This window comes from Paenibacillus sp. J22P143 (assembly GCF_059692035.1).
In genome coordinates this window covers 56708-82165 of sequence record NZ_JCAUAQ010000004.1, presented here as the reverse complement: position 1 = coordinate 82165, position 25458 = coordinate 56708, and the positions used below count along the sequence as shown (strand labels likewise).

General features: G+C 44.0%; 22 protein-coding genes and 1 other annotated feature. Of the genes, 15 read left to right on the top strand and 7 right to left on the bottom strand.

What is annotated here, in order from left to right; genetic code table 11:
* Positions 1-204: 204 nt before the first annotated feature.
* From AC58PQ_RS09495 to AC58PQ_RS09470, 6 genes are all read left to right on the top strand, one after another.
* Positions 205-2094 carry a glucose PTS transporter subunit IIA gene (locus AC58PQ_RS09495; protein WP_497241712.1) on the top strand — a complete coding sequence of 630 codons (1890 nt, stop codon included), beginning with the start codon at positions 205-207 and terminating at the stop codon, positions 2092-2094.
* Positions 2091-3830: a phosphoenolpyruvate--protein phosphotransferase gene (ptsP, locus tag AC58PQ_RS09490; RefSeq protein ID WP_497241711.1), complete on the top strand. Its 1740-nt coding sequence runs from the start codon at positions 2091-2093 to the stop codon at positions 3828-3830. Before AC58PQ_RS09495 ends, ptsP begins: the two co-directional genes overlap by 4 nt.
* A gap of 1 nt (position 3831) precedes the next feature.
* A complete protein-coding gene (locus AC58PQ_RS09485) occupies positions 3832-4365 on the top strand; it encodes a type 1 glutamine amidotransferase domain-containing protein (RefSeq protein WP_497241710.1) in 534 nt (177 codons plus the stop codon).
* A 133-nt stretch (positions 4366-4498) separates the two neighbouring features.
* Positions 4499-4906, top strand: a complete 408-nt coding sequence (locus tag AC58PQ_RS09480; protein WP_497241709.1) for a hypothetical protein — start codon at positions 4499-4501, stop codon at positions 4904-4906.
* A 179-nt stretch (positions 4907-5085) separates the two neighbouring features.
* Positions 5086-6093, top strand: coding sequence for a catabolite control protein A (gene ccpA, locus AC58PQ_RS09475; protein WP_497241708.1), 1008 nt, complete (start codon positions 5086-5088; stop codon positions 6091-6093).
* A gap of 92 nt (positions 6094-6185) precedes the next feature.
* Complete coding sequence (locus AC58PQ_RS09470) at positions 6186-6887, top strand: 5'-methylthioadenosine/adenosylhomocysteine nucleosidase (RefSeq protein ID WP_497241707.1); 702 nt, start codon at positions 6186-6188, stop codon at positions 6885-6887.
* Positions 6888-6961: 74 nt separating this feature from the next.
* Here AC58PQ_RS09470 and AC58PQ_RS09465 read toward each other — a convergent pair whose 3' ends face one another.
* Entirely contained in the window at positions 6962-8143 is a 1182-nt protein-coding gene (locus AC58PQ_RS09465; protein ID WP_497241964.1) for an acetoin utilization protein AcuC, read from the bottom strand.
* Between the two features lie 74 nt (positions 8144-8217).
* Positions 8218-8856, bottom strand: a complete 639-nt coding sequence (locus AC58PQ_RS09460) for a GNAT family N-acetyltransferase (RefSeq protein WP_497241706.1) — start codon at positions 8854-8856, stop codon at positions 8218-8220.
* A 220-nt stretch (positions 8857-9076) separates the two neighbouring features.
* Here AC58PQ_RS09460 and acsA point away from each other — a divergent pair, with 220 nt between their 5' ends.
* Positions 9077-10801, top strand: a complete 1725-nt coding sequence (gene acsA, locus AC58PQ_RS09455; protein WP_497241705.1) for an acetate--CoA ligase — start codon at positions 9077-9079, stop codon at positions 10799-10801.
* A 112-nt stretch (positions 10802-10913) separates the two neighbouring features.
* Here acsA and AC58PQ_RS09450 read toward each other — a convergent pair whose 3' ends face one another.
* Positions 10914-14051, bottom strand: coding sequence for a transglycosylase domain-containing protein (locus AC58PQ_RS09450; protein ID WP_497241704.1), 3138 nt, complete (start codon positions 14049-14051; stop codon positions 10914-10916).
* A 127-nt stretch (positions 14052-14178) separates the two neighbouring features.
* Positions 14179-14455: a binding site (T-box leader), on the top strand.
* Positions 14456-14503: 48 nt separating this feature from the next.
* Here AC58PQ_RS09450 and tyrS point away from each other — a divergent pair.
* Positions 14504-15763, top strand: coding sequence for a tyrosine--tRNA ligase (gene tyrS / locus AC58PQ_RS09445; RefSeq protein ID WP_497241703.1), 1260 nt, complete (start codon positions 14504-14506; stop codon positions 15761-15763).
* A 54-nt stretch (positions 15764-15817) separates the two neighbouring features.
* On the opposite strand, the gene rpsD is transcribed toward tyrS, so the two are convergent.
* Positions 15818-16417, bottom strand: a complete 600-nt coding sequence (gene rpsD / locus AC58PQ_RS09440; protein WP_497241702.1) for a 30S ribosomal protein S4 — start codon at positions 16415-16417, stop codon at positions 15818-15820.
* Between the two features lie 351 nt (positions 16418-16768).
* On the opposite strand from rpsD, the gene AC58PQ_RS09435 reads away from it, so the two are divergent.
* The 4 genes from AC58PQ_RS09435 to AC58PQ_RS09420 all read left to right on the top strand — a co-directional run bounded on the left by AC58PQ_RS09435 (position 16769) and on the right by AC58PQ_RS09420 (position 20342).
* The gene (locus AC58PQ_RS09435; RefSeq protein WP_497241701.1) at positions 16769-18754 is read left to right on the top strand and encodes a diguanylate cyclase; all 1986 of its coding nucleotides are present in this window, start codon (positions 16769-16771) and stop codon (positions 18752-18754) included.
* 128 nt (positions 18755-18882) lie between these two features.
* Positions 18883-19566, top strand: a complete 684-nt coding sequence (locus AC58PQ_RS09430; protein WP_497241700.1) for a TVP38/TMEM64 family protein — start codon at positions 18883-18885, stop codon at positions 19564-19566.
* A gap of 116 nt (positions 19567-19682) precedes the next feature.
* Positions 19683-19931, top strand: a complete 249-nt coding sequence (locus AC58PQ_RS09425; protein WP_477590593.1) for an HPr family phosphocarrier protein — start codon at positions 19683-19685, stop codon at positions 19929-19931.
* Positions 19932-20054: 123 nt separating this feature from the next.
* Positions 20055-20342, top strand: coding sequence for an Fpa/YlaN family protein (locus AC58PQ_RS09420; protein ID WP_056612445.1), 288 nt, complete (start codon positions 20055-20057; stop codon positions 20340-20342).
* A gap of 43 nt (positions 20343-20385) precedes the next feature.
* Here AC58PQ_RS09420 and cax read toward each other — a convergent pair whose 3' ends face one another.
* Positions 20386-21432, bottom strand: a complete 1047-nt coding sequence (gene cax / locus AC58PQ_RS09415; protein ID WP_497241699.1) for a calcium/proton exchanger — start codon at positions 21430-21432, stop codon at positions 20386-20388.
* Between the two features lie 161 nt (positions 21433-21593).
* Between cax and AC58PQ_RS09410 the strand changes: the two genes are divergently transcribed.
* Positions 21594-21971: an Asp23/Gls24 family envelope stress response protein gene (locus AC58PQ_RS09410; RefSeq protein WP_057314793.1), complete on the top strand. Its 378-nt coding sequence runs from the start codon at positions 21594-21596 to the stop codon at positions 21969-21971.
* Between the two features lie 30 nt (positions 21972-22001).
* Here AC58PQ_RS09410 and ftsW read toward each other — a convergent pair whose 3' ends face one another.
* Both ftsW and AC58PQ_RS09400 read right to left on the bottom strand, forming a co-directional pair.
* A complete protein-coding gene (gene ftsW / locus AC58PQ_RS09405; RefSeq protein WP_497241698.1) occupies positions 22002-23180 on the bottom strand; it encodes a putative lipid II flippase FtsW in 1179 nt (392 codons plus the stop codon).
* A gap of 13 nt (positions 23181-23193) precedes the next feature.
* Positions 23194-23541, bottom strand: coding sequence for a YugN family protein (locus AC58PQ_RS09400; protein WP_056612435.1), 348 nt, complete (start codon positions 23539-23541; stop codon positions 23194-23196).
* Positions 23542-23747: 206 nt separating this feature from the next.
* On the opposite strand from AC58PQ_RS09400, the gene AC58PQ_RS09395 reads away from it, so the two are divergent.
* Entirely contained in the window at positions 23748-24917 is a 1170-nt protein-coding gene (locus AC58PQ_RS09395) for a M20 family metallopeptidase (protein WP_497241697.1), read from the top strand.
* Between the two features lie 103 nt (positions 24918-25020).
* Positions 25021-25434, top strand: a complete 414-nt coding sequence (locus tag AC58PQ_RS09390) for a CBS domain-containing protein (RefSeq protein WP_497241963.1) — start codon at positions 25021-25023, stop codon at positions 25432-25434.
* Positions 25435-25458 lie beyond the last annotated feature (24 nt).

Genomic DNA, 25458 nt, shown 5'->3' with positions numbered 1-25458 from the left:
TAGTCAACTTTTGCGTTTACTATGTATGGAAACCCTATTCGTATATGCGATTCGCTTATTTTTTTTGACAAAAGGACGAACAAGCTTTACGATTTGATAAGAGAATCTTATGATTATGTGGAAGATACTCTTCGAATTTGCTAAGGTAGATGCTTACGAAGTCAGTTTTCTTTCTAACGAAAACTTTAAGGAGGTAGCATTCGTTTGAACTGGATGGGGAACTTACAACAGCTTGGCCGCTCCTTAATGCTGCCTACCATTGCGCTTCCTATTGCTGCTGTGCTGCTTTGTCTAGGGGATTTACCTTGGGATGTCATACATGCTTCAGGCTTTGGGGAAATGCTGTCATTGGCTGGAAATACAATTTTTGATTATATAGCCATTATCTTCGCTGTCGGTGTGGCTTTGGGTTTAACGGAAAGTGCCGGAATAGCTGGTTTATCTGCCATGTTGGGGTATTTTATGTTTACCCGACTTATCGAGCAGGGGCTAGGCCAACATTTTCAATTAGGCGTTTCTGGCGGGATCTTGATTGGCTTACTTGCCGCGATTATCTATCATCGCTGTAAGGGGATTAAACTCCCGGAGTACATACAATTTTTCGGTGGACCACGGATGGTACCGCTCGTCATGGGGCTATCAACGCTTATCGTCTCGTATATTATGATCGGCATTGGTCCTTATTTAGAGACGGAAATGAGTAAAATTACAAGTGGATTACTTGGGTTAGGCGGCTTTGGTGCATTCATATATGGCATAGCTCATCGCCTGCTAGTACCTTCTGGCCTGCATCATATTTTGAATAACTTTTTTTGGTTTCAAGTTGGGGCTTACGAGACACCTTCTGGTCAATATGCCTACGGTGATTTGCCAAGGTTTTTCGCAGGTGATCCGACAGCAGGTATGTATATGGCAGGATTGTACCCGATTATGATGTTTGCTTTACCGGCTATTGCTTTCGCGATCATCGGAGAAGCGAGGGAAGACTTAAAGCCGAAAATCAAGGCTACTTTCTTAACGGCCGCATTGGCTTCCTTTTTAACTGGCGTGACAGAGCCGATTGAATTTGCATTTCTTTTTGTGGCTCCTTATTTGTTTATTATCCATGCCATCCTTTCAGGCGTTGCAATGTGGATAGCCTATGAGTTAAATATTCACCATGGATTCTCCTATTCAGCTGGAGCTATTGACTACATTATTAATTTGCACTTGTCGCACAATGGCTTATTGTTGATTCCGATTGGGTTGGTTTATGGTTTACTTTATTATTTCTTATTCCGATGGGCGATTCAGAAGTTTCGAATTCCTACACCTGGAAGGGAAGAAGGCTCATCGTTAGAAGAGTGGGCAGGAGACATCCCGTATCGTTCTCCGTTAATTTTGCAGGCACTTGGTGGGAAAGACAATATTAAGAAGATTGAGGCCTGTATTACCCGATTGCGACTTACGCTTGTTAATGATCGTTTGATGGACATCACGGCATTACGACACTTAGGAGCAGCAGGCGTCATACGTCTTGGAGGAGGCAATGTTCAAGTCGTGTTTGGAACATTTTCAGAGCTTATACGTGAAGAAATTATGAAGGTATTGCGTAAAGATATTCATGTTGTCTTGTTTACTTCTCCTATGCAGGGGCGTATGATTCCAATTGAAGAAGTACCTGATCGTATCTTTGCTTCCCGTTTAGTCGGTAATGGAGTTGCTTTTATTCCTGACAAAGGTGAGCTGGTTTCCCCTGTTGCAGGTACCATCATGCATATTTACCCGACTATGCATGCGTTAGGGATTTTAACGGATGAAGGGCTTGAAGTTCTGCTGCACATCGGAATCGATACGTCCAGCTTACCAGGTAAGTGCTTTAATGCGGTGGTGAAGGAAGGCGATCGCGTAGAAGCAGGTCAGCTCCTAGTGAAGTTCAATTTTAACAAAGTGAAGAAATTTGCTTCTTCCTTAGCAACACCAATGATTATTACGAATCCAGATATTGTGAAATCATGGAGCTTTGCTCCGTTTAAGCCAGTAAAGAAAGGCCAAGGCTCTGTTATGTCCGTAGTCCTTAAGCCAACCAAATCCGAGGGGGGGACGAACGGATGATTAGAGGTGTAGGTGCGTCATCGGGAATCGCAATGGGGCAAGCTTTTGTTATTCCAACATGGGAATGGGATTTTCCTGAGAAAATGATTGATGTGACGGATTTAGCTTATGAATTCGAGCGGTTGTATGATGGCATTCGACATTCAAAGGATGAGCTAGAACTAATCAAGCAAGAGATCAAAGAAGTTGTTGGGCAAGAACAAGCGTATATTTTTGATGCGCATTTAGCGATCTTGGAAGATCCTATTTTCATGAATGAGATTCAAGGCATTATTGAGCTGCAATATAAAGCCGCGGAAGTTGCGGTGAAAGAAGTCATTGATAAATTTGTCGGCATGTTTAATTTAATTGATGATGAATACATGAAAGAACGTGCGCTGGACATTAAGGATGTTGGGAATCGTCTCTTGAAGCATTTATTAGGGGATACAAGCACGACGGTGCCGCCAGTTGATCATCCGTACATTCTAGTTGCCAAAGAGTTAACACCATCGCAACTTGCTCATCTGGACCCTACAAATGTGCTAGGTCTTTTGACGATTCTGGGAGGCACTCACTCACACGTTTCGATTATGGCCAGAGCGATGTCTGTTCCTTATGTGCTTGGTCTTGAAGGGAAGTTGCTGCGTCCTATTCAAAATGGCGATTTCCTGATTATTGATGGGCAAGAAGGCACCTTGTATATCAACCCTGACAAGACGACAATTGAACGGTATAAGGCACGTAAGAAAAACTGGCTGGAGTTCAGAGAAAGCTTACAAGGAATTGCAGATGTGGCTCCGCTGACGTTAGATAAGAGTTTTGTGAATCTGCATGCGAATATCAATTCGGTAATGGAGATTGACCAAGTGTTGCGAAATGGCGCATCAGGTGTGGGGTTGTTCCGTACGGAATACCTCTACATGGATCGTGATTCATTGCCAAGTGAAGACGAACAATTCGAGGTCTACCGTCACGCGGCGATCCAACTCAAAGGGCGTCCCATTGTGATCCGCACACTGGATATTGGCGGGGATAAGAAGCTCGACTATATGCCGCTAGCCAAAGAAGATAATCCATTCCTGGGTTATCGAGCAATACGTATCTCACTGGACCGCACGGATCTATTTATGACTCAGCTAAGAGCGATCTTGAGAGCTAGTCATTATGGCAATGTGAAGATCATGTATCCCATGGTGACGTCCTTAGATGAGGTGCGTCAAGCGAAAGCGCATTTAGAAAGAGCAAAGATGGAGCTTAGCAGTCTTGGTGTGCCTTTTAACGCCAATATTGAGGTAGGACTTACGATTGAAGTTCCTGCTGCAGCCATTATTGCGGATGTACTAGCAAGCGAAGTGAATTTCATGAGTATCGGTACGAATGATCTCGTCCAATATGTCTTAGCTGTGGATCGTATGAACGAGAATATCGCGCATTTATATAATCCATATCATCCGGCCGTTATTCGATTACTTAAACTCGTGATCGACGCAGGTAAACGTGTTGGCATTCCTGTAGGCGTGTGCGGGGAAATGGCGGGAGATATTCGGGCGCTGCCGATCTGGCTAGGACTTGGCATTGAAGAGCTGAGCATATCCGTCCAGACGCTCTTACAGGTCAAGCATCGGTTACTCAGCAGTGATGCCGCGACATGCAAAGCATTAGTTGATCGCATTTTAATTTGCAAAACCAGTGATGAAATCTTGGAACTACTTGCTCAAACGGAACAAACGGAATCTATTGTAGGAGGTAATTAGTATGGAATTAGCTGGCCTGAAGGTTCTTGCCTTTGTTGATGAAGAATTTGAAGATTTAGAAATGTGGTACCCGGTTTACAGATTGCGTGAAGCGGGAGCTATTGTTGATATCGTAGGGCCTAAAACCAAAACGGTATACCACGGGAAATATGGTGTTCCCATTACGACTGATTATGCTTTCGATGAAGTGAAGTCTTCTGATTATGTTGGCCTCTACGTACCAGGCGGTTGGGCGCCAGATAAACTTCGTCGCTATGCAGACGTTCTAAGACTCACTAAGGAGTTTCATGCGGACGTGAAGCCTATTGCACAAATTTGCCATGCAGGTTGGGTATTAATCTCAGCTAAAATTGTTGATGGCTATACCATGACGTCCACGCCAGGTATTCGCGATGATATCGAAAATGCTGGCGCAACTTGGGTCGATGAAGAAGTGGTTGTTGATCGCAACATCATTTCTGGGCGCAGACCGCCAGATCTTCCTGCGTTTTCCAAACGTTTTGTGGAAGAGGTCATCGCGTTCAGTAAACAATAGGCAAAGTAACATTTCACTTCCAGAGGTGGCAAAAACTACTATGCATATTTCAGAAGGAAATCTGATGGTATCGTAGAATAACTTAGTACAAGCAATTTATGTACATGCCGCCTGTCAGTGAAGGAGTGTTAGTATGCAAAAGTATTGTAAGTGCGGACGCACGATGAACCTTCGTCTGCGTACGGTTATTTATCAAAGTAAAGTAGATATTGAGAATGTTCCTATCTATTCCTGTGAGGCCTGTGGACGAAGTGAGGTCGTACCTCATGTAAAGCCTGAACTTACCGGTCTGATCGGTAGGCTGGGAAGTAAGCCAGAGAAGCAGCAATTCTCCTTCCATGAAGTTTCGGAGGTTGCCTTTCTGCTATTGAAAGTTACAGAAAAAGAGCGTATGAATGATTCGATGGAGAAAATTGTTGAGGAACGAATCAATGAGCTTTTGGACATCCTATTACTAGCACAATCACTAGGGGATGAGCCGTGGGCTGAGGAAATTCGTAAACGGTTATCACAAATCACTCAAAGCGCAATTTCTACTTAAAAATGACGGCCAATCTCGTTAAGAGGTTGGTTTTTATTCTTAATGTGAACCTTTTGAAAATAAAATGAAAATTATTTTCAAAGCATTTTCATTTTGCATTGCAAGATGGATTAATTTGTCGTATCATAACGATAATATACTAGGTTCGCAGAATACTTGTGAAAATGGAGAGAGTAACCGTGACCGTAACCATTTATGATGTAGCGAGAGAAGCAGGCGTTTCCATGGCAACCGTATCTCGGGTCGTTAACAATAACCCGAACGTGAAGCCGCAAACCCGTAAGAAGGTTTTTGAAGCCATAGAACGATTGGGTTACCGTCCAAATGCGGTAGCAAGAGGTTTGGCAAGTAAAAAGACGACGACTGTTGGCGTTGTCATTCCCGATATATCCAATTCCATTTTTGCTGAAGTAGCACGTGGGATTGAGGATATTGCGAATATGTACCATTACAATATTATTTTGTGTAATGCGGACAAGAAGAAAGAGAAAGAAATTCGTGTTATCAACACGTTGCTCGAGAAACAAGTAGACGGGTTGCTCTTTATGGGTGGTGTTGTAACGGAAGAACATATTCAAGCTTTCCGTACTTCTTCCGTTCCAGTTGTCTTGTGTGGCACGAAGGATGAGAATCAAGCGATGGCTTCCGTTGACATTGATCATGAAGCGGCAGCATTTGATGCTGTGAATGTTCTTATTGAAGCAGGTCATCGTGACATTGCTATGATTTCGGGAACACTTCAGGATCCTGCGAATGGTTTCGCCAGATATCAAGGCTATAAGCGTGCTCTTGAAACCGCTGGTATTCCACTGCGTGATGAGTATGTACGAATTGGTAACTACCGTTATGAGTCCAGTGTGGATGCGGTGAACTACTTCTTGCAGCTTTCACCTAAACCTTCAGCGATTTTCTCTGCAACAGATGAAATGGCAATTGGCGCTATCCATACCATTCAAGACAATGGTCTTCGTGTTCCTGAAGATATCGCCGTGATCAGTGTGGATAATATCCGCATGGCATCCATGGTGAGACCGACCTTAACGACTGTAGCTCAACCGATGTATGATATCGGCGCTGTGTCGATGCGACTTCTGACGAAGCTGATGAATAAAGAATCAACGGATAATATGCAAGTTATTTTACCGCATGAAATCATTAACCGTCATTCGGTGAAAGCCAAAGCCTAAGTGAAAAATAAACCTCTAATCGTGTCATTCCTATTGTGGAAGAGACGCGGTAGAGGTTTTCTCATGTATGAAAAGAGAGAGAGGAAATCAATATGACGTGGAACAAAATAGCCCTTATTGGGGCAATGAATGAAGAAATTGAGCTGCTTGTAGCTCATATGACAGATATAAGAGAGACGGTAAAAGCCGGCATTACCTTCCGAGAAGGAACTTATTTTGGTAAAGATGTCGTAGTATGCCGTACGGGTGTGGGGAAAGTAAATGCTGCGGTTACAACGCAAATCCTGATTGATCAGTTCGGTGTTAAAGCTGTTATTTTCACTGGTGTAGCAGGGGCGTTAGATCCTGAACTACAAATTGGCGATCTCGTTATTTCCACGGAATGTGTACAGCATGATATGGATGTGACGGCATTAGGTTTTCCGCGTGGCGTGATTCCGTATGCAGATAGTTCTGTTTATGAAGCGGACAGCAAGCTGGTTGATTTAGCCGTTGCTTCTGGCGAGAAATTGTTCGCGGGTAAAGTGAAGAAGGGCAGAGTACTGTCAGGTGACCAGTTCATTGCAAGCAGAGAAGTGGTGGCTAGTCTGCATCAAGAGCTGAACGGCGTATGTGTCGAGATGGAGGGGTCTTCCGTCGCTCAGGTTTGTACGATGAATGGCATTCCATATGTCGTATTGCGCTCTATGTCCGATAAAGCAGATGGCTCTGCGCATGTGAATTTCGCGGAGTTTACGGTGATTGCTTCGGAGAATTCGTATAAAATGGTTGAAGATATGGTGAAGCAGCTATAAAGCTGAAACGAAAAATAAAGCTCAGAGCATCGCCTATTCGGCGGGTTCTGAGCTTTTTTCATATCAAGATAAAGTTATTTCAAATACATCATGGCGAGCTCTTTCGTCTGCCGATTCTTTTCGGTGATCGCCTGGCGCCTTGGAATCGGCGCCCATGTGTGGGCCGGGTCGAGCCACGTCTCCATGAGTGGGACGGGGCTCTTGCCCTGCCAGGCGTCTAGCCACGCCTGGGGCAGCCTCAGCTGGGGCTCCGCCTCCAGCTGACTCAAGATCGGCTGCTCGCTCATCACGAGCCAGAGCAGGCTCCAAGCCCGCGGTACGACACGCCAGATGTCGTACCCGCCGCCCCCGAGCGCGACCCACCGACCTTCGCACCACTGGTGCGCTAGTCGATGGATAAGCTCGGGCATGGCCTTATACACGCGCATGGAGCAATGCACATGCGCGAGCGGGTCGAAGGCATGGGCGTCACACCCATGCTGCGAGATAATGACGTCCGGCTGGAAGCGGGCGATCAGCTCGGTCAGTACCTCGCTGAAGCATTCCAGCCAAGAATCGTCCTCGGTGTATGGCTCCACCGGGATATTCACGCTAGTACCGAACGCGTCGCCTTCTCCGCGTTCGTTCACGGCTCCTGTGCCGGGGAATAAATATTTCCCCGTCTCATGAATGGAGAGCGTGCCGACCTGCGGATCGGCGTAGAAACTCCATTGCACGCCATCGCCGTGATGCACATCGGTGTCGATGTACAACACCTTGGCGTTATACTTTTCTTTGGCATAGGCGATGGCTGCAGATGCGTCATTGTAGACGCAGAAGCCCGCGCCCTTGCTTTGCAGGGCGTGGTGGAGACCGCCGCCTAAATGCAAGGCGTGCGGAGCTTGACCGGACATAACTAAGTCTACGGCGAGGATCGAGCCGCCTACAACCTTCGCTGTGATGTCATGCATCCTAGGGAAGTAGGGGGTGTCGTCCGTGTCCAGCCCGAACCGGGTCGCCTCACGCACCCAACGCTCTTCAGGCACAGGTGTACTTAGCGCTTTCACAGCCTCGATATAAGGGGCTGCATGCACGCGTAGCAGATCTGCATCTGTCGCTGAGTTAGCAGTGAGCAAAGCGCTGTCTGGAAGTGCATCAGATTTGCGCAGCAGATCCACCGTCATGATAAGGCGATCCTGATTGAAGGGATGATTATCATTAAATTTATACTGAATTTCTTGATCATCATATATAAACACAGGATACGTTGACTTCATTTTCATTTTCCAAATTCCCCCGAATTGGCTAACAATTTCGATTGAAGTACTGCTGTCGACTCCATCTCCTGGAGCTAATACATAAACCGCTGCTGAAAACGCACGCGGTCAAACTGCTCGATCGACGAGATGGGTACTTGCTTCCCGATTCTCACCATGAGACAGTTGGCGGGATGTGAGCATATCTCGGGATCATCAGTTGCGAACCAGATCATATCGACGCTTTTCATGAGCTTCTCCATCATTTGACGATATTCCCAAACCGTTAATTTACTGGTTTCCAAATCCCAATGCCAATAATATTCCGTTGTGAAGCAAATCACATTTTCCATTTGATCGCTTTCAAAAGCGAGGTGGATCATCTTTTTGCCTAAACCAATCGCTCTGTAATCATCAGCCACCTCAATGGCGCCGAGCTCAATTAAATCCTTCATATTACCCTGTGACCACCGCTCAATTTCGTCCGCATAATGGAAAGTGACGTATCCTACAATAGTAGAACCGTCCCTAGCTAAGATGATTCGGCCTTCAGGTAACCCCGCAATCTCGATAAGTGCTTCGAGTTGCTCCTTGGGTCTACGAAAGGCATCGAGCTTCGTGTGCATCGTAAGATCTTGCAGTTTTTCAGGTGAAACGGGACCCTCAATAATAATTTCAGGTTGATCGGGAGCAGTGCGCAAGCTTTGTGAGTGGTAGATTTTGATATGCTGCATAACCTTGGCTCTCCTTCTAAAAAACAGCATGATGGGCGTTTACTTTACGAAGATTCATAGTATTTATATAGCAAACTTTTGATGGAAATCATAGTAAAACTTAAACATAGGCGAAATATTATGAGTGTGTTATAATAGAACATGTCAAAAATCGATCACATTTTGCTCGAATTCTTCAGTAAAGTGAAAGCGGTTATCTCGTGAGGAGGGTTTTACGTTTATGGATGGAATCAAAGATGAACTCATTAAATCAGTATCCCTTAATCCAAACATGGAAAATTACGAACAAACACATGCGACATTTGATTGGAAAGACATCGAGAAAAGCTTTTCCTGGTACGAAACAGGTAAAGTGAATATGGCATATGAAGCCATTGACCGCCATGCAGAAGGCGCGAAAAATGATAAAATCGCATTATATTACAGCGACAGTACGCGTGATGAAGCGATTACATTTGGACAAATGAAAGAAAGATCCAATCAGTTCGGTAATGTGCTTAGAGGATTAGGCATAGGAAAAGGCGAAAGAGTCTTCATTTTCATGCCGCGGACACCTGAATTGTATTATTCTTTACTTGGATCTCTCAAAGTAGGCGCGGTTGTTGGTCCGCTTTTTGAAGCATTTATGGAAACAGCTGTAAGAGACCGTTTGGACGATAGTGAAGCTGTTGCGATTGTTACGACACCTAGTCAGTTATCGCGTGTACCTTACAACGAACTTCCGCACTTGAAGCATGTGATCCTCGTTGGGGAGAACATTGAGCTTGGTGAAGGACAAGTTGATTATCACAAAGAAATGGCAAACGCTTCTACAGAGCTTGAAATTGAATGGTTGGATCGTGAGGATGGATTAATTATTCATTATACATCCGGATCAACGGGGAAACCGAAAGGTGTATTCCACGTTCAAAATGCGATGCTACAGCACTATTATACAGGTCAAATTGTTTTGGATTTAAAAGAAGATGACATCTATTGGTGTACGGCTGATCCAGGTTGGGTAACTGGTACGTCTTATGGGATCTTCGCTCCATGGTTAAATGGCGCGACGAATGTAATCCGCGGAGGACGCTTCAGTCCACAGGATTGGTACAACACACTTCAAAAATATAAAGTAACCGTATGGTACAGCGCGCCAACTGCATTCCGCATGTTGATGGGGGCTGGCGACGATGTTTCAGCTGGGTACGATTTGTCAGCGCTTCGCCACGTATTGAGCGTTGGAGAGCCGTTAAATCCAGAAGTTGTTAGATGGGGAATGAAGGTCTACAACCAACGTATTCACGATACTTGGTGGATGACGGAGACAGGTGGACAGTTGATTTGTAACTACCCATCGATGACGATTAAACCAGGCTCAATGGGGCGTCCAATTCCGGGCGTTGATGCTGCTATTATTGATGATGCTGGGAATGTTCTGCCTCCGAATCGGATGGGGAACCTTGCAATCAAAACACCATGGCCATCGATGATGCGTAAAATTTGGAATAACCCCTCCAAATATGAAGAGTACTTCCGTTTGACAGGCTGGTACGTTTCTGGGGATTCCGCTTATCAAGACGAGGATGGCTACTTCTGGTTCCAAGGTCGTGTTGATGACGTTATTAACACGGCAGGTGAGCGTGTAGGTCCATTCGAAGTAGAGAGTAAGCTTGTTGAGCATCCAGCCGTTGCAGAAGCAGGGGTAATTGGGAAACCAGATCCGATGCGTGGAGAAATCATCAAAGCATTTATCGCGTTGCGTGAAGGTTTCGTTGCTTCAGATGAACTGAAAGCAGAAATTTCTAAGTTCGTGAAGGAAGGGCTTTCTGCCCATGCTGCACCTCGTGAAATTGAATTTAAAGATAAACTGCCTAAGACTCGCAGTGGTAAGATCATGCGCCGTGTTCTCAAAGCATGGGAGCTTAACTTGCCGACAGGTGATTTATCAACAATCGAAGATTAATTGGCGTAATCCCAAAGCTTTCTCCGCACCCTTGAGGTGTAGAGAAAGCTTTTTTGTATATTATGGAAAAACAAAAGAACCTGGCAGCTGCCAGGTTCTTCCTCAACATATGTTAATTATTATAAGCAATCGTAGCAGAGAACTTAGACTCGCCGGCATCATTCGTGGCTGTTATTTTGTAATAACCATTATATGCTGCCGCGAAGTAATGATACTCTGTTCCATTCGCAACGGTACCTAACTTTGTATAGGTGCCTTTTTCTTTGTCGCTGTAATACACAATGTATTGCTTAACTTTGTCTTTGGCTTCGTTCGCTTTCCAAGAGAGGATTAACGAAGCGCCGTCTGCTTTCGCTTTAATGCCAGTTGGTGCAGCAGGAGCATCCTTTGAAATCGGTTTGCCAGCGCTTGCGCCCGTTCCGCCATTCGGTGTCCCTGGTGAAGGGGATGTAAGATCTGGCAGTGGATTGCCATTGCTATCAACATCTGGAATAATCAAGGAATCTAGGGTGCTTCCATCTGTATAAGAGGACCGACTTGGCAGAGATTCTTTGCCTGCTACATCTACTGCTGTAACGTAGTACCCTGTTATTGCTGCTGTTTGAAGTTGATCAACTAACTTCGCTTCAGCACCTGTAAGCACGACTTTTCCGCCCATGAGCTGGAACTTTCCTTGGTTATCCGAACGATAAATGCGATAGCCAACGATATCCGCATCTGTGTTCGGCTGGAAAGTAACTGTCGCCGTATCACCTGACTTGACTGTCACGACGTTGCTTGGTGCTGGTGGTACTTTCCCATCATCAACCCTTGGGTCCGCATCGGCTGGTGCATCTACGTCATAATCAGTTGGCTTATAGAATTCGATTGGCTTTCGGGTTTTCTCTGGCAGCTTTTGCATAACCACATCGATTTCTTTTAACAATTGGGTGATTGATTTTTGTCGTTTGATCACGACTTTTTCTTGCACGAAATCAGCAGGTGTCGTCTCTTGAGCTATGTAATTGAGCCCATTTAACGAACTGATTTTCATCTTTACCATGACATTATCTGTTTGCGTTGGTAAGTACTTTTTGTTGAAAATGTCAGTCACTAGATGATCTGGACTTGTTATTAATTCACTCGGCAGCATACCAGATAAATTGGAGACTGTTGCTGAAACGATCCCATCTGGCTTAGCAAATGTTTTGTTCGGGAAAAGGTCTGGTTTTTGTTCGATCGTTTTGTTCAAGATGAGAGCCCAGATATCTTTCGCATGGTTGGTTTGCCCTGTTTTGGACGAAAGTTTATTAATCGGTTGATCATAACCAATCCACACACCTACCGTGACATCAGGGGTAAAGCCCATAAACCATGCATCAGCATCATCTTGTGTGGAGCCTGTTTTCCCTGAGATTTCAATTTTTCCATACGATTTAAATTTCTTCATAAGATCAGCAGCTGTGCCTTGGCTAGCGTTACTGATGACAGTTTTCAGCATATCTGTAATGAGGTAAGCAGTTTGCGGTGAGTACACCGTTTGTGGTTTTTGTTCATGTGCATAAATCGTTTTGCCATTCGAATCTTTAATTTCACGAATTAGGTATGGTGCATTAAACACGCCTTTATTCGGAATGGAGGCATACGCACCTGCTATTTCCTTGACAGAGGTACCTCGGCTCAAACCGCCAATAACGCCTGTTTGCGCTGCATTGTCTTCTTTAGTAAGTGACGTAATTCCGAGCTTCTTAGCAAAGTCCCATGCTTGCGTAATGCCAACCTTATTAAGAAACACATCGATGGCGGGAATGTTGTAGGACTGATTCAATGCGCGGCGAGCGGTCATCAGGCCATGGAACTTATGATCCCAGTTCTCCGGAAGATGGAAGCCTTTAACGCCGTCTTTTAGAATAATCGGAATATCATCCACGATGCTCGCAGGTTGCAAGACACCTTTTTCTAGAGCTGGAATGTAAGCAGCAATTGGCTTCATCGTTGATCCAGGTTGTCTGTAAGCTTGGGTCGCATGATTCAGCTGCTCATCGAAAAAGTCCCGGCCTTCGATCATACCTTTGATTGCACCCGTTTTAGAGTCAATCATGATGGCTCCAACTTGCTCGATGCCGCCTTTTTTCTCATCCGTTGGCGCGAAATTCTTGTTATTGCTTGAAATTTCATGCATTGAATCATAAATGGTTTTATCAATGGTCGTGTAAATTTGATACCCGCCGCGTAATAGCTGTGTATGTATGTTTTTGAGTGCTTCATTATAAGCGGTTTGGTTCGTCTTTGGATCAAGCCCAGGATTCTGAATCTTCAATAAGATTTCTGCTGCTTCCTGTTCGGTTTCGATCATCAGATAAGGGTAGGTTGTGTATGCTTTTTGAGCTGCCGAAGGCATCGATGCTTTTAGATCGAATTTCAGGGCATCTTGATATTGATCACTTGTAATTTTGTTTTCTTCCATCATCCGCTTCAATACTAACTGTTGTCGTGATACCGCTTTTTTGTAGCCTTCTTCATCGAAAGATGGCTTACTTGTAAATGCCGAGTATTGCGAAGGGGATTGTGGTAATCCAGCTAAATACGCGGCTTGCGCGATGTTCAATTTGTCCAAATCGTCAATGTTGAACAGGCCTTTGGCGGCGGCTTTAATGCCATACAGATTATAGCCAGTTGCTCCGTTGCCATACGGGATTTTGTTTAAGTAGGCAAGTAATATTTCATCCTTCGACATGATACGTTCCATCCGAAGTGCAAGCAGCAACTCTCTCGCTTTTCGGCCGTCATCACGATCTAGTGTAAGAAAAACGCGCCTAGCTAGCTGCTGTGTGATTGTACTGCCGCCGGTTTGCACATCTTCATTAAGAAGCTTCTGCGTGACCGCACGGTAGAGTCCGCGAAAATCGATGCCGCGATGATTGTAGAAATCCTTGTCCTCAATAGCGAGGACTGCGTTTAGCAGGGATTGCGGGATGTCGTCAAGCTGTGCAAGACGTCGATCTTCTTCTGTTCGTAATTGTCCAATGACAGCATCATCATTGAAATAGGCGAATCCCGTAATCGCATTCTCTTGCATTTGTTGGCGAATCGCTTCTTCGCTGCGTATCGGATCTTTCTTGACAAGTGCACTGACATATCCGAAAGCGGCGGATCCACCTAGCAGGCCAGCCAAAAAGACACAGATAATGGCCCATTTTAAGGTAATTCCAGTTACTTTTAGTGTAGTTCTAACCCAGGGGCGATTCCATTTCGCGAAAAAATTGCGCATAAGTTCCAATATCCTCCTTACATGAACCCTAATAGTATACCATAACTGCACCTTTTGCGGTAATGTTGATGGCAGAATGGTTCAGTTCAAGGTTTGACAAGCATCAGAATCCTGTGTTATAACAAGAACAAATGCGTTGATGGATCAGCAGTAGGTAGCTTGTGGATGCTTTCAGAGAGCCGGTGGAGGGTGCGAACCGGTACCTGCAGGTTAGTGAATTACGGTCTTGAGCAGTAAATGGGAACCTGCAGGAATGTGCCTGCACAAGTAGTATTTACCGATTAAACCCCGTTATCGGTTCTTGAGTGAAAATAGCATGCCGTGCCTACGACTTTCGTTATAGATGTACGTAAGTGCTGTTTTAATTAGGGTGGTACCGCGAGTCAAGTCTTCTCGTCCCTTTGGGATAAGAAGGCTTTTTTGTTTTTATTACATAACAAAGGATGGTTGACATGAGTATTCTGAAGGATTTAGAGTTTCGTGGGTTGCTGCATCAAATTACGGATCGAGAAGGTTTGGACAAAAAGCTTAACGATGAGCGCGTTGTCCTGTATTGCGGCTTTGATCCGACAGCGGATAGCTTGCATATCGGCAGTCTGCTGCCTATTTTAACCTTGAGACGATTTCAGCTTGCTGGACATATTCCATTAGCGTTAGTAGGCGGTGGGACGGGTCTAATTGGTGATCCGAGTGGTAAAGCGAATGAACGTACTTTGAATGGGCCAGAGGTTGTTGAAGCATGGTCGCAAAGTATCAAAAATCAGCTTTCTCGTTTTCTTGATTTCTCAACTGAAACTGAAAACAGTGCTGAGCTGGTGAACAATTACGATTGGTTAGGCTCTCTAAATGTGATTGAATTTCTACGTGATGTGGGCAAAAACTTTACAGTGAACTACATGTTGGCTAAGGATTCCGTGGATTCACGTATTACAAAAGGGATTTCGTTTACCGAATTCAGCTACATGATTCTGCAAGCCTATGATTTCTTGAAGTTAAATGAAACGAAGAACTGTTCCGTACAAATTGGTGGAAGCGATCAATGGGGGAATATTACGGCAGGACTTGAGCTCATTGGAAAATCAACGGATCGACGCGCATTCGGAGTGACATTACCGCTAGTTACGAAGAGTGATGGTCAGAAGTTCGGTAAAACAGAAGGCGGAGCGATTTGGCTGGATGCAAACAAAACATCACCATACCAGTTCTACCAATTCTGGTTAGGAACAGCGGATAATGATGTCATTCGTTTCTTGAAATATTTCACCTTTGAAACCCATGAAGAAATTGAACGACTTGAAGCTGAAGTACAGAATGAGCCGGGGAAAAGAGAAGCGCAGAAAGTATTAGCTCGTGAAGTGACGAAGTTAGTGCATGGGGGAGAAGCCTTAGAGAGTGCGCTTAATATCACTTCTGCTCTGTTCAGTGGAGACATTGAGTCTCTATCACGTACAGAAATTGAAGAAGCTTTCAAGGATGTACCTTCAACAACTTTAGAACAAGATGACGTCGCATTAATTGATCTGCTAATTTCTGTAGGTGCTGCGCCGTCCAAACGTCAGGCACGTCAAGATATTGAAAGCGGTGCTGTGACTGTGAATGGTGTTAAAGTGACGGAGCTTGAAGCGACGACTAGGCAATTAGGGCGACTTGGAGATTCGTATCTCATCATTCGCCGCGGCAAAAAGAATTATTTCCTAGTCAAATTCACATAATCTATAATTTAAAAAATAACCCCCTTAGGGAAATCCCTAAGGGGGTTGCTTTTATTAACGGCTGTAGAACTCGACGATTTGTTTTTCGTCAATTTCTTGTGGAAGCTCGGAACGTTCTGGTAGACGGATGTATTTACCTTCTACGCTTGCGTCGTTAAACTCAAGGTAAGTTGGAAGGTAGTTACGGTTAGCAAGAGCTTCTTTCACTGTGGAAAGGCCTTTGCTTCTTTCACGAAGTGAAATCACATCACCAAGGGATACAAGGTAAGAAGCGATATCAACTTTTTTGCCGTTCACAGTTACGTGACCATGAGCAACGAGTTGACGTGCACCTGCACGGGAGTTAGAAAGACCAAGACGGTAAACCAAGTTGTCTAGGCGGCTTTCAAGCAATACCATGAAGTTCTCACCGGCAATACCTTTAAGTTTGGAAGCTTTGTCGAACAAGTTGCGGAATTGTTTTTCGTTCAAACCGTACATGTGACGAAGCTTTTGCTTCTCGTTCAATTGTACGCCGTAACCGCTCATTTTTTTACGTTGTCCTGGGCCATGTTGACCTGGAGGGAATGGGCGTTTCAAGTCTTTACCGTTACCGCTCAAGGAAATACCAACACGACGGCTTAATTTAAATTTAGGTCCTGTATAACGTGACATTTAGGGAAAACTCCTTCTCATGACAATTAGTTTAGTAAATAGCATCTAGATGTCAGGGTGAAGACAAGTGCCCGATTTTGCTAACGAATCATAATGTGATTCCCTGTCAAGAGTAGTTCAGCCGCTGTCTTGTCAGGAGCAAAAGCAGTGAGGGTGATCACAAATGGCATTCACCGAAATCATGGTGTTACTCGACTTCTAATTTTATTAAAAACAGGAGCAAGTGTCAAGTCTATCTCTGTCCCAATGAGAGGAAAATATCGTGCAATAGATGAAAAAAAATAGTATGATAGAAGAAAACAATTTTAAATTGGTACTTCAGGACTATTGTTAGTGAGTGAAGGAGAGCCTATGAGTGAACTTCGCAGTATACATAAGCATAGTCGAGCAGAACACTTTGATGTGTTTCTTCGGCAAGGCTTTATACTTTCTGGCAACTTTTCTTACGAGGGTTTGCAAGTAAACCCAATATTGCACCATGCCTTTGAGAACTGGAATCAGCAATTCGGACACAACATGATGCCTCCACAAACGGCTCTGTTGTGCGTAAATGAGCATCTAACTGTGATCGACTCGTGTTCGAATGACACGCCTTCGATTGACAATTACCTGGAACCAGGTTTCTCATGGAAAGCTGCAGATCGTGTTGATAATCCGCTTTCTCGCTGTGAAAGTTCAGGTCATTTACAATTGCTGAATGGTGATGAATGGCATCTGCGAGAGTTTAAAGCGTATCTGATTGCGGTTACGCCTGTTTTGGATAATCATGGCCAGGTTCAATTTTATTTAGGGCTTTTCACCCAATCTCGCCTAAATATGGAAGAGTTAGCACGATTACTATACAGTCTTGCACTTTCCTTTCAAAGTTCCATTCTCCTTATGGAGGAACGCAGGAAGTTTGATCGCTTAAATAACCTTCACCATTTGAAGGAAATGGAATCTAAGAAACATGTTATTCTTTTCGAAGCTTCTAAGAAGTTGCTCGCGAAGAATGATGTTCATTCTGTGTTGACAGAAGTCATTGAGTGTATGGGGCGTGTATATCCCAACACGCGAGTTGATTTATTGCTTTCGCAAGATAATGATTCTACGAATTTATCGGTGAAGCCTTTGAATTTCCAACGGACAGAGTCGGATATTCGAACACGAGCATTCATGGAAGGTCAAGTTATCTTTGAGCCGACCACAATAGGAAGCGCTTCGAGTTCAGGAAACATTGCGGCACCCTTATCAGGAAAGCAGGGCGTTTATGGCGTTCTGTACATGGAGTTTACGGATGAATTGATCGATTCATCTGATTTGCAATTCATTTCGCTGTTGGCTGACTCAGCTGGCACGGCATTTGAAAATGCGAAACTATACGAACAATCCAATCTCATGATTAATGAACTGCGACTCATTAATGAAATTACGAAGCAGCTTAATCAAAGTTTACGTTTAAATGAGATTTTCAATTCAGCTTCGAGTGAAATTTTAAGCATTTTCGGTGCTGATTATAGCTGTATCCTTCAATGCTCCAAAGAAATTGATCAATTAATTGTTCAGGCGACCAACTTACCGGCCATGTTTCATGAGACATTTACGCTGGATCAAGGATTTTCAGGGCTGATCTATTCATCTAAGGAACCAATCATTATTTCTGATTACTGGAGTAATGATAAAGTAAGCTCAAGCTTGATGCAACGAACGAATTCACGATCACTCATTGGATCACCTATCCTTGTGAACGGCAGCGTAGAGGGCGTCATCCTCATTGTGCATCGTTTGCCCAACTTCTTCTCATATGACAACTATAAGCTATTACAGGTGCTTTCAAGCCATATTGGACTGGCAATGACGAACGCCTCCTTACATGCAGAAGTGAAGCGAATGGTCATTACGGATAATCTAACGGGGCTCTATGCTCGGCATTATTTGGATGAACAGGCTAATTTGATGCAAAAAAAAGATTTTTGCGGGTCCCTAATTATTGTTGATATAGATAATTTCAAGAAGGTAAATGACACCTTTGGTCATCAAATTGGTGATAAGATTCTAATCCATGTCAGCCAGATTATTAAGTCCAGTATTAGAGACATGGATATCGCGGCTAGATGGGGCGGAGAGGAGCTTGCTGTCTATTTGCCTCAAGTGTCTAAGGACCAGGCAATTCGGATTGCTGAACGGATTCGCAGGCGTGTGATGGAGGAGACACATCCACAAGTTATGGTATCCTGCGGTGTATCGGATTGGAATTGGGAAGAAGATAAAATTAGTGTGGAATCACTTTTCTACCGAGCAGATATGGCTCTTTATCAGGCCAAACATAATGGTCGTAATCAAATTCAAATCGGTTGACGCATATAAGTGCTTGTCTTCGGACAAGTACTTTTTTTATTCTTATGACTAGGTGAAGTGGAGAAGCTCTTCCTGAACCCGTTGTAACATGTTACAATGATTTTGGTCAAAGGGAGGATGGTCGGATTTTGTCGGTATTATATAGTAAACGTACTGGACTACTCATATGTATTTTCATTGTGCTCGTTGGCTTGCTTTATTTTTTCTTCTATAATCCTGTAGGCATCAAACTTGCACATAGTAACATGCGGCAATTATCTGGACATCTAAGGGACATCGGCTGGTCTGGTAAAATTATTGGAATGAGTTTGATTTTCTTCCAAACATTCTTTCCGTTTATTCCGTTTGTTCTTGTAGCGGGTACGAATGTTGCAATATTTGGGATTAAAATGGGGTTTCTTGTAAACTACGTGATGTCGTGCTTGGGCGCTATTGCTTCCTTTTATTTTGCACGTTATTATGGACATGCTTGGGTAGAAAAGAAACTGGAGCGGTTTCCGTTAGTTACGCAATTTAGTAAGCGGATGGAGAGGCACGGCTTCTTCTATGTATTAATGGGACGTCTGATTCCGATTCTACCGTCATCTGCAATTAACTTCTCCGCGGGCCTAACACATATGAAATTTAGACATTTCCTATGGGGCACGTTACTTGGTAAGCTTCCAATTGTTTTTCTGGAATCGATGATCGCTCATGATCTATTTCACTTTCAGAGATATAAGGGGAGATTACTGTTATTGCTTGGAATATTAGTCTTGTTACTGCTGCTTGGAAATAGTGTGAAGAGAGCACTTGCGCCGAAGACGAAATAACGGCCTTATATGGAGAATGCAGGAAATTTTCTAGTTGCTTTCCCTTCCTATTCCAAGTTATCATATAGGAAGCAAGACGACCAACTCAATATGCGACTATAATGGAGGAATGAAATATGCCAAGTGCTAATAATGCAGCAATTGTTGAGATTTCCCAAACAGCTAATAAATTCAGATCATCCATCGTTCTTCAATACGACAATAAGTATATCGATGTAAAAAGTATCCTTGGCTTGTTTACTACACTACTTAGCTCCAGTAACTATGATTTGCATGTTCATGGTCCGGATGCCGAAGAAGCGAAAGCAGCAATGGCTGAAGTATTCACAAAGCATAATTTGGGTGTAAACGTCGTTCAAGATTAGATTTGAAACAAGAGAAGGTATTCTCAGAATCTCTGAGGGTACCTTCTCTTGTATATTACGGCAATTTCGCTTAATATAGATCATATAAGGACGGATGACTTTGCGTATAGGGGGAAGTTGGGAATGTCTTCATCTGATTTATTGCTGGATATGAATCAAAAGGCGCTTAATCTTCTTCAAGAAGATGCAGATAAAATCGAAAAGCTGATCGAAGTACAGATGGAAAACTTGACGACACGTCAATGTCCACTTTACGAAGAGGTATTAGATACGCAAATGTACGGACTATCGAGGGAAATTGATTTTGCTATTCGGGCGGGACTGATCTCCGAATTGCCAGGTAAACAAATTCTCAATAAGCTTGAACGTAATCTTGCGCAGCTGTATGAAGCGTTGAACAATAAAAAGTAACCCCGAGGGGTTACTTTTTTTGTTGGTGTTCCGGTATTTTCGGTTAAACGAGAAAGAATACAACACCGAGGATGATGTAGACGAACAGGAGAAGAAGTCCTTCATACCAGTTCGTAGATCCATCTTGTGTGATGGACTTCGTGATGAACACCGCGACGCCAATTGCTGCGATCTCATAAGTGGTAAAGACAATATTCATTGGTGTACCACTGATGAAGAAACTCAGAATGATAAGCACAGGTGCGACGAATAAGGCGATTTGTAAGGAGCTTCCGATTGCAATTTCAACAGCTGCACCCATTTTATTTTTCATGGCCATCAGGACAGCAGCGCTATGCTCAGCCGCGTTACCGATAATAGCAATAAGGAATGCACCGACAAATAGATCGGATAGCCCAAATTTATCTTTTACTTCCTCTAATGTTCCAACTAACCATTCACTCGTAAAGGCAACCATAGCAGTCGCCACGATGAGGAAAAGAATGGAGGTGCCTTTGGACCACGCAGCCTCACCATGTTCAATGGCTTCATCGGAAAGTACATTTTTGTGAGTGACCATGGAGAAGAATAACCAGAGTAGGTAAGCTACAATTAGGATAATAGCTACAATCAGACTCATGGAGGATGTTTCATTGGTTGTCAAACCGCCGGCGAATATAGCAGGGATGAAGAGGGCTACAACACCAAGAATCATCAGTGATGAATTGTGAGAAGCCAATTTAACATTAAAGGATTGTTCTTTGAACTTTAACCCTCCTGCGAATAGGCTGAGTCCAAGAACGAGTAATAAATTCCCGATGATGGCACCAGTAAGACTGGCTTTGACAACTTCGAATAGTCCATCTCGGACTAAGAAGAAAGCAATGATAAGCTCTGCTGCATTCCCGAAGGTTGCATTAAGGAAGCCACCCATGCGATCTCCTGCATAGTGAGCAACACTTTCGGTCGCTTTTCCTAAGAATCCAGCCACGAATACGATTGCTACACAAGCGATAACGAATTGTAATGTTGTATTAAGGTGCATGTAATGTGTGATGCCGGCTGCTACGAAAGAGACTAGCAACCCTATGTAGAACAATTTTCCTTTCAATGGGAACCCTCCGACTCTAATAGATTGGAACTTTTTAACTTCTTTTAATATACCTATTTTGTGTGCCAAAGTAAATTAAAATGGATAAGTGCAGGCAGTTCTTGCTTTAAGCTTTTGTTCTTATTACAATAGATTTATACCAAGTTTAGGGAGTGATCCGTATGTCCGAAGACAATCAAACAGGCTTAATTCGAATTTCAGATGACGTAGTATCGACTATCGCAGGGCTTGCAGCCTTGGAAACAGCAGGCATCGCGGGCATGTCAGGTGGTATCTCAGAAGGCTTAGCTAAGCGTCTAAGTGGTAAAAATGTGCAACGCGGCGTCTCTGTAGAGGTCGGACAAGTTGAAGCTGCGATCGATTTACGAGTGATCGTTAAATATGGCTCTCGAATTCAGGATGTTTGCAGGGATCTCCAAGAGAATGTACGGGAAGCTGTTGAAAATATGACAGGCTTAAATGTTGTAGAAGTGAATGTGAAAGTGGAAGGTGTCGCATTTACGGAAGAAGAAACGGAAGATCAACTCCGCGTCAAATGATGCCAAAAAAAAGACCCGTTCGACGTTATATCATGTCGATAAGGGTCTTTTTTTATGTGTTTTCTGCGTTTTCTTCGCAGCTGGGAATTCTTTGTGCGATTGTTCACGAGAAATCCCAAGGATAACCCCCATGCTGATGAGGGATACCATCATCGAGGAGCCCCCTGCTGAGATGAAGGGCAGCGTTACACCTGTAAGTGGTATGGTATTGGTAACACCGCCGATATTAACAAAGGCTTGAATGGCGAACATAACCATAATACCGACACCAGATAACATCCCAAACATGTCTGGGCAACGGACTGCAATGAGGATACCTCGCCAAATGAAGAGTAGATAGACGAGCAGGAATAAGGCGCTGCCAATAAATCCAAGCTCTTCACCAATGATAGCAAAGATGAAATCGTTATGTGCTTCAGGTAAATAGTGAAGCTTCTGAATACCTTGTCCGAATCCAGCGCCCGTTAATCCACCGTGTCCGAAGGCATACAAGGATTGCACAACTTGCCAGCCGGGTCCTTGCGGATCTGCGAAAGGATCCATAAACGAAGTTATTCGCTTGACCCTAAAGTCAGTGCCTGTATCGCCTAATTGGAGGTACAGAAGTACAGCTATACTAAGAACAACCGTAAGGATAGCGCCAATATAAAAAATATGTTTGAGGTTAGAACCTCCAACCATGATGACAATGGCTGAACAAGTGAAGAGAATCATACAGGAACCGAAATCAGGCTGTTTGAGGATCAAGCCGCACACAAAACTAACGATTAAGATGGCCGGAAATAATCCTTTGCTAAAACTCCTGAATTTCTCTTCTTTATTGCTGATCAAAGAAGCAAGATAGAGTATGACAATCAATTTGGCAAACTCTGTGGGCTGTAACCCGTATCTGCCAAGCGAGTACCAGCTGCTCGCGCCATTCGCTTTACTAGTGAAGATGACGAAAACTAACCCGACCACAACGATGAAGAAAGCAGGGATAACGAGCTTCTTTAACTTCGTGTAATGGATATTCATACAAATCAACATGAAAATCGTACCGATGACGACAGCAACAATCTGCTTTCTTGTAAAGTACCAAGGATCATCCCATCGGTAGGCACTTGTCATGGAGCTCGCGCTGAACACCATCAACAAGCCAAAACAGACCAATACAAAGGTTAATAAGAGCAGCAGAAAATCCGGCGTTCCTCTTCGAGGGGGATTCATGCTGATTCCCCGCCTAGTCTGCTAATAATTGTTGCAGTTGATCTAATTTTTGTTTGGAAATTTTGAGTACATTCTCAGGGATTGGTGAATTGTAATCCAAGCCATGTGGGAATGTTTCTTTGCCTATGTAAGCTTCTTCTAGATATAATACGGCATAGGGTGATTCTAGCTTGCCTGTTTCTACACGTGCATTTACACGCAGGAAGTAGACAGCCTTGCTTGCTTTATCTTCCATTTTAAAATCGTATGTAGCACGGGTGTATTCCCATTGCCAGCGAACGAAACCAAGTTTAGTTGTTACTTCGTCCAAATGAGCCAAATCGCTTTTTAGGCCCTTTAAGCCAGTTGCTTCAATAATCAATTTTAACGCCTCCATATTGTACGTATATGCATTCTTTTCTCATGATAGTATGTTTCTAAGGGTTCTGCAAGTCGATGATCGTGTGTAAATTCTAATATTTGATGGCACTTTAGAGATGAAACCATGGTTGATATTTGATAGAATAGGTTTCAACAGTTCATTTTAGATTAAAGTAAGCGATCGAGAACAGGAGGTGGATGTATATTATGAATCATTTTCATGAAGATCTCCAAGCCATATATGAAGAGATGGTGGGCTGGAGACGTTATTTACATCAAAATCCTGAGCTTTCCTACCATGAATATCAGACAGCAGAGTTTGTAGCGAAGCATTTACTCAGCTGGGACATTGAAGTGCGTACTGGCGTAGGCGGGAACGGTGTTGTCGGTTTGCTTCGCGGCAGCGGCGAGGGACCGACTGTTGCCCTTCGGGCAGACATGGACGCTCTTCCGATCCAGGATGAGAAGAGCTGTGATTATACATCAACAAAGAATGGGATTATGCATGCCTGCGGACATGATGCACATACATCGACTTTGCTCGGAATTGCCAAGGTAGCTAGCCAGCATCGGGCAGAACTTAAAGGCAATCTGGTCTTTCTTTTCCAGCATGCAGAAGAAATTTCTCCTGGCGGCGCTGACTCGATGATTAAAGCAGGAGCGCTCGATGGCGTAGATGCTGTGTTTGGCGTTCACTTATGGACACCGTTTCCGGTCGGACATGTTTACACGCGATCAGGAGCTTTCATGGCCGCGCCAGATGAATTTACCATCCGGATACAAGGGAAAGGCGGGCACGGTGGTTTGCCGCATCAAACGATCGATAGTGTGTATGTGGCCTCACAATTAGTCGTTAACATGCAATCCATTGTAAGTCGACAAGTAGACCCTGTAGAACCTTGTGTGGTTAGCATTGGCTCGTTCCATGGAGGCACTAGCTTCAATGTCATTGCAGAAACAAGTGTGCTCAATGGAACCGTGCGTACCTTCAATCCTGAGTTGAGACAAGATGTGAGAGCACGAATTGAAAGAATTGTGCAGGCGACTTGTGAGATGTCTCAAGCAACGTATGAGCTGGAATATAAACTCGGCTATCCGACGGTAATCAATGATGCCAATGAAGCAGCTAGATTCTTTCAAGTAGGTTCAGCTTTGTTTGGTGAAGAGGCCGTTCATGAATCTCCTCTTATTATGGCCGGAGAGGACTTTTCCTATTATTTGCAAGCGAAGCCAGGATGTTTCATGTTTGTAGGTGCTGGTAATGTTGAAGCTGGCATTGTACACCCTCATCATCATCCGAAGTTCGACATTGACGAAAGATCCATGCTAAACGCGGCGAATTTGCTGCTGTCGATGGCCTTGGATTATATGGCATGAATGCTCGCGAAGCTTTGGTGAATGCTAATGTAGCATTAATTTGTTGCACAACATGAAACCAAGGAGGCTGATGAAATTGCCTGACAAAAAAGTAAAGGACATCATGAGTAAAGATTGTGTGACCGTTACCTTGCTGGATAATGTGTTCGAGATTGCCTTGAAAATGAAACAGCACGATATTGGATTTGTTGCGGTCCTCGATGGGGAGAAGTTCATAGGCGGAGTGACGGACCGGGATCTTGTTATTCGAGGCTATGCGGAAAAGCATTCGGGGTCTACTGCAGTCGAAACCGTAATGACCACAAATATGACCACCGTGGATCCCGATACGTCTGTTGATGAAGCTGCGAAAATCATGGCGGAAAATCAAATCAGGCGGTTACCCGTTCTCGAAAATGGGAAGCTTGTTGGTATTGTCGCTATTGGCGACTTGGCGATTAGAGGTAATTTTGAAGATGAGGCTGGGGAAGCACTCAGCCAAATTTCTCAAGAACACACGCTTGTGGGCAGTCATTAAGTAAGCTAACCTTTCGAATATCAT

Bases quoted from the DNA above. Each gene is read 5' to 3' on its own strand.
- ptsP (WP_497241711.1), top strand. From the start codon at position 2,091: ATGATTAGAGGTGTAGGTGCGTCATCGGGAATCGCAATGGGGCAAGCT.
- AC58PQ_RS09485 (WP_497241710.1), top strand. From the start codon at position 3,832: ATGGAATTAGCTGGCCTGAAGGTTCTTGCCTTTGTTGATGAAGAATTT.
- AC58PQ_RS09480 (WP_497241709.1), top strand. From the start codon at position 4,499: ATGCAAAAGTATTGTAAGTGCGGACGCACGATGAACCTTCGTCTGCGT.
- AC58PQ_RS09470 (WP_497241707.1), top strand. From the start codon at position 6,186: ATGACGTGGAACAAAATAGCCCTTATTGGGGCAATGAATGAAGAAATT.
- AC58PQ_RS09465 (WP_497241964.1), bottom strand. From the start codon at position 8,143: ATGAAGTCAACGTATCCTGTGTTTATATATGATGATCAAGAAATTCAG.
- AC58PQ_RS09460 (WP_497241706.1), bottom strand. From the start codon at position 8,856: ATGCAGCATATCAAAATCTACCACTCACAAAGCTTGCGCACTGCTCCC.
- acsA (WP_497241705.1), top strand. From the start codon at position 9,077: ATGGATGGAATCAAAGATGAACTCATTAAATCAGTATCCCTTAATCCA.
- AC58PQ_RS09450 (WP_497241704.1), bottom strand. From the start codon at position 14,051: ATGCGCAATTTTTTCGCGAAATGGAATCGCCCCTGGGTTAGAACTACA.
- tyrS (WP_497241703.1), top strand. From the start codon at position 14,504: ATGAGTATTCTGAAGGATTTAGAGTTTCGTGGGTTGCTGCATCAAATT.
- rpsD (WP_497241702.1), bottom strand. From the start codon at position 16,417: ATGTCACGTTATACAGGACCTAAATTTAAATTAAGCCGTCGTGTTGGT.
- AC58PQ_RS09435 (WP_497241701.1), top strand. From the start codon at position 16,769: ATGAGTGAACTTCGCAGTATACATAAGCATAGTCGAGCAGAACACTTT.
- AC58PQ_RS09425 (WP_477590593.1), top strand. From the start codon at position 19,683: ATGCCAAGTGCTAATAATGCAGCAATTGTTGAGATTTCCCAAACAGCT.
- AC58PQ_RS09420 (WP_056612445.1), top strand. From the start codon at position 20,055: ATGTCTTCATCTGATTTATTGCTGGATATGAATCAAAAGGCGCTTAAT.
- AC58PQ_RS09410 (WP_057314793.1), top strand. From the start codon at position 21,594: ATGTCCGAAGACAATCAAACAGGCTTAATTCGAATTTCAGATGACGTA.
- ftsW (WP_497241698.1), bottom strand. From the start codon at position 23,180: ATGAATCCCCCTCGAAGAGGAACGCCGGATTTTCTGCTGCTCTTATTA.
- AC58PQ_RS09395 (WP_497241697.1), top strand. From the start codon at position 23,748: ATGAATCATTTTCATGAAGATCTCCAAGCCATATATGAAGAGATGGTG.
- AC58PQ_RS09390 (WP_497241963.1), top strand. From the start codon at position 25,021: ATGAGTAAAGATTGTGTGACCGTTACCTTGCTGGATAATGTGTTCGAG.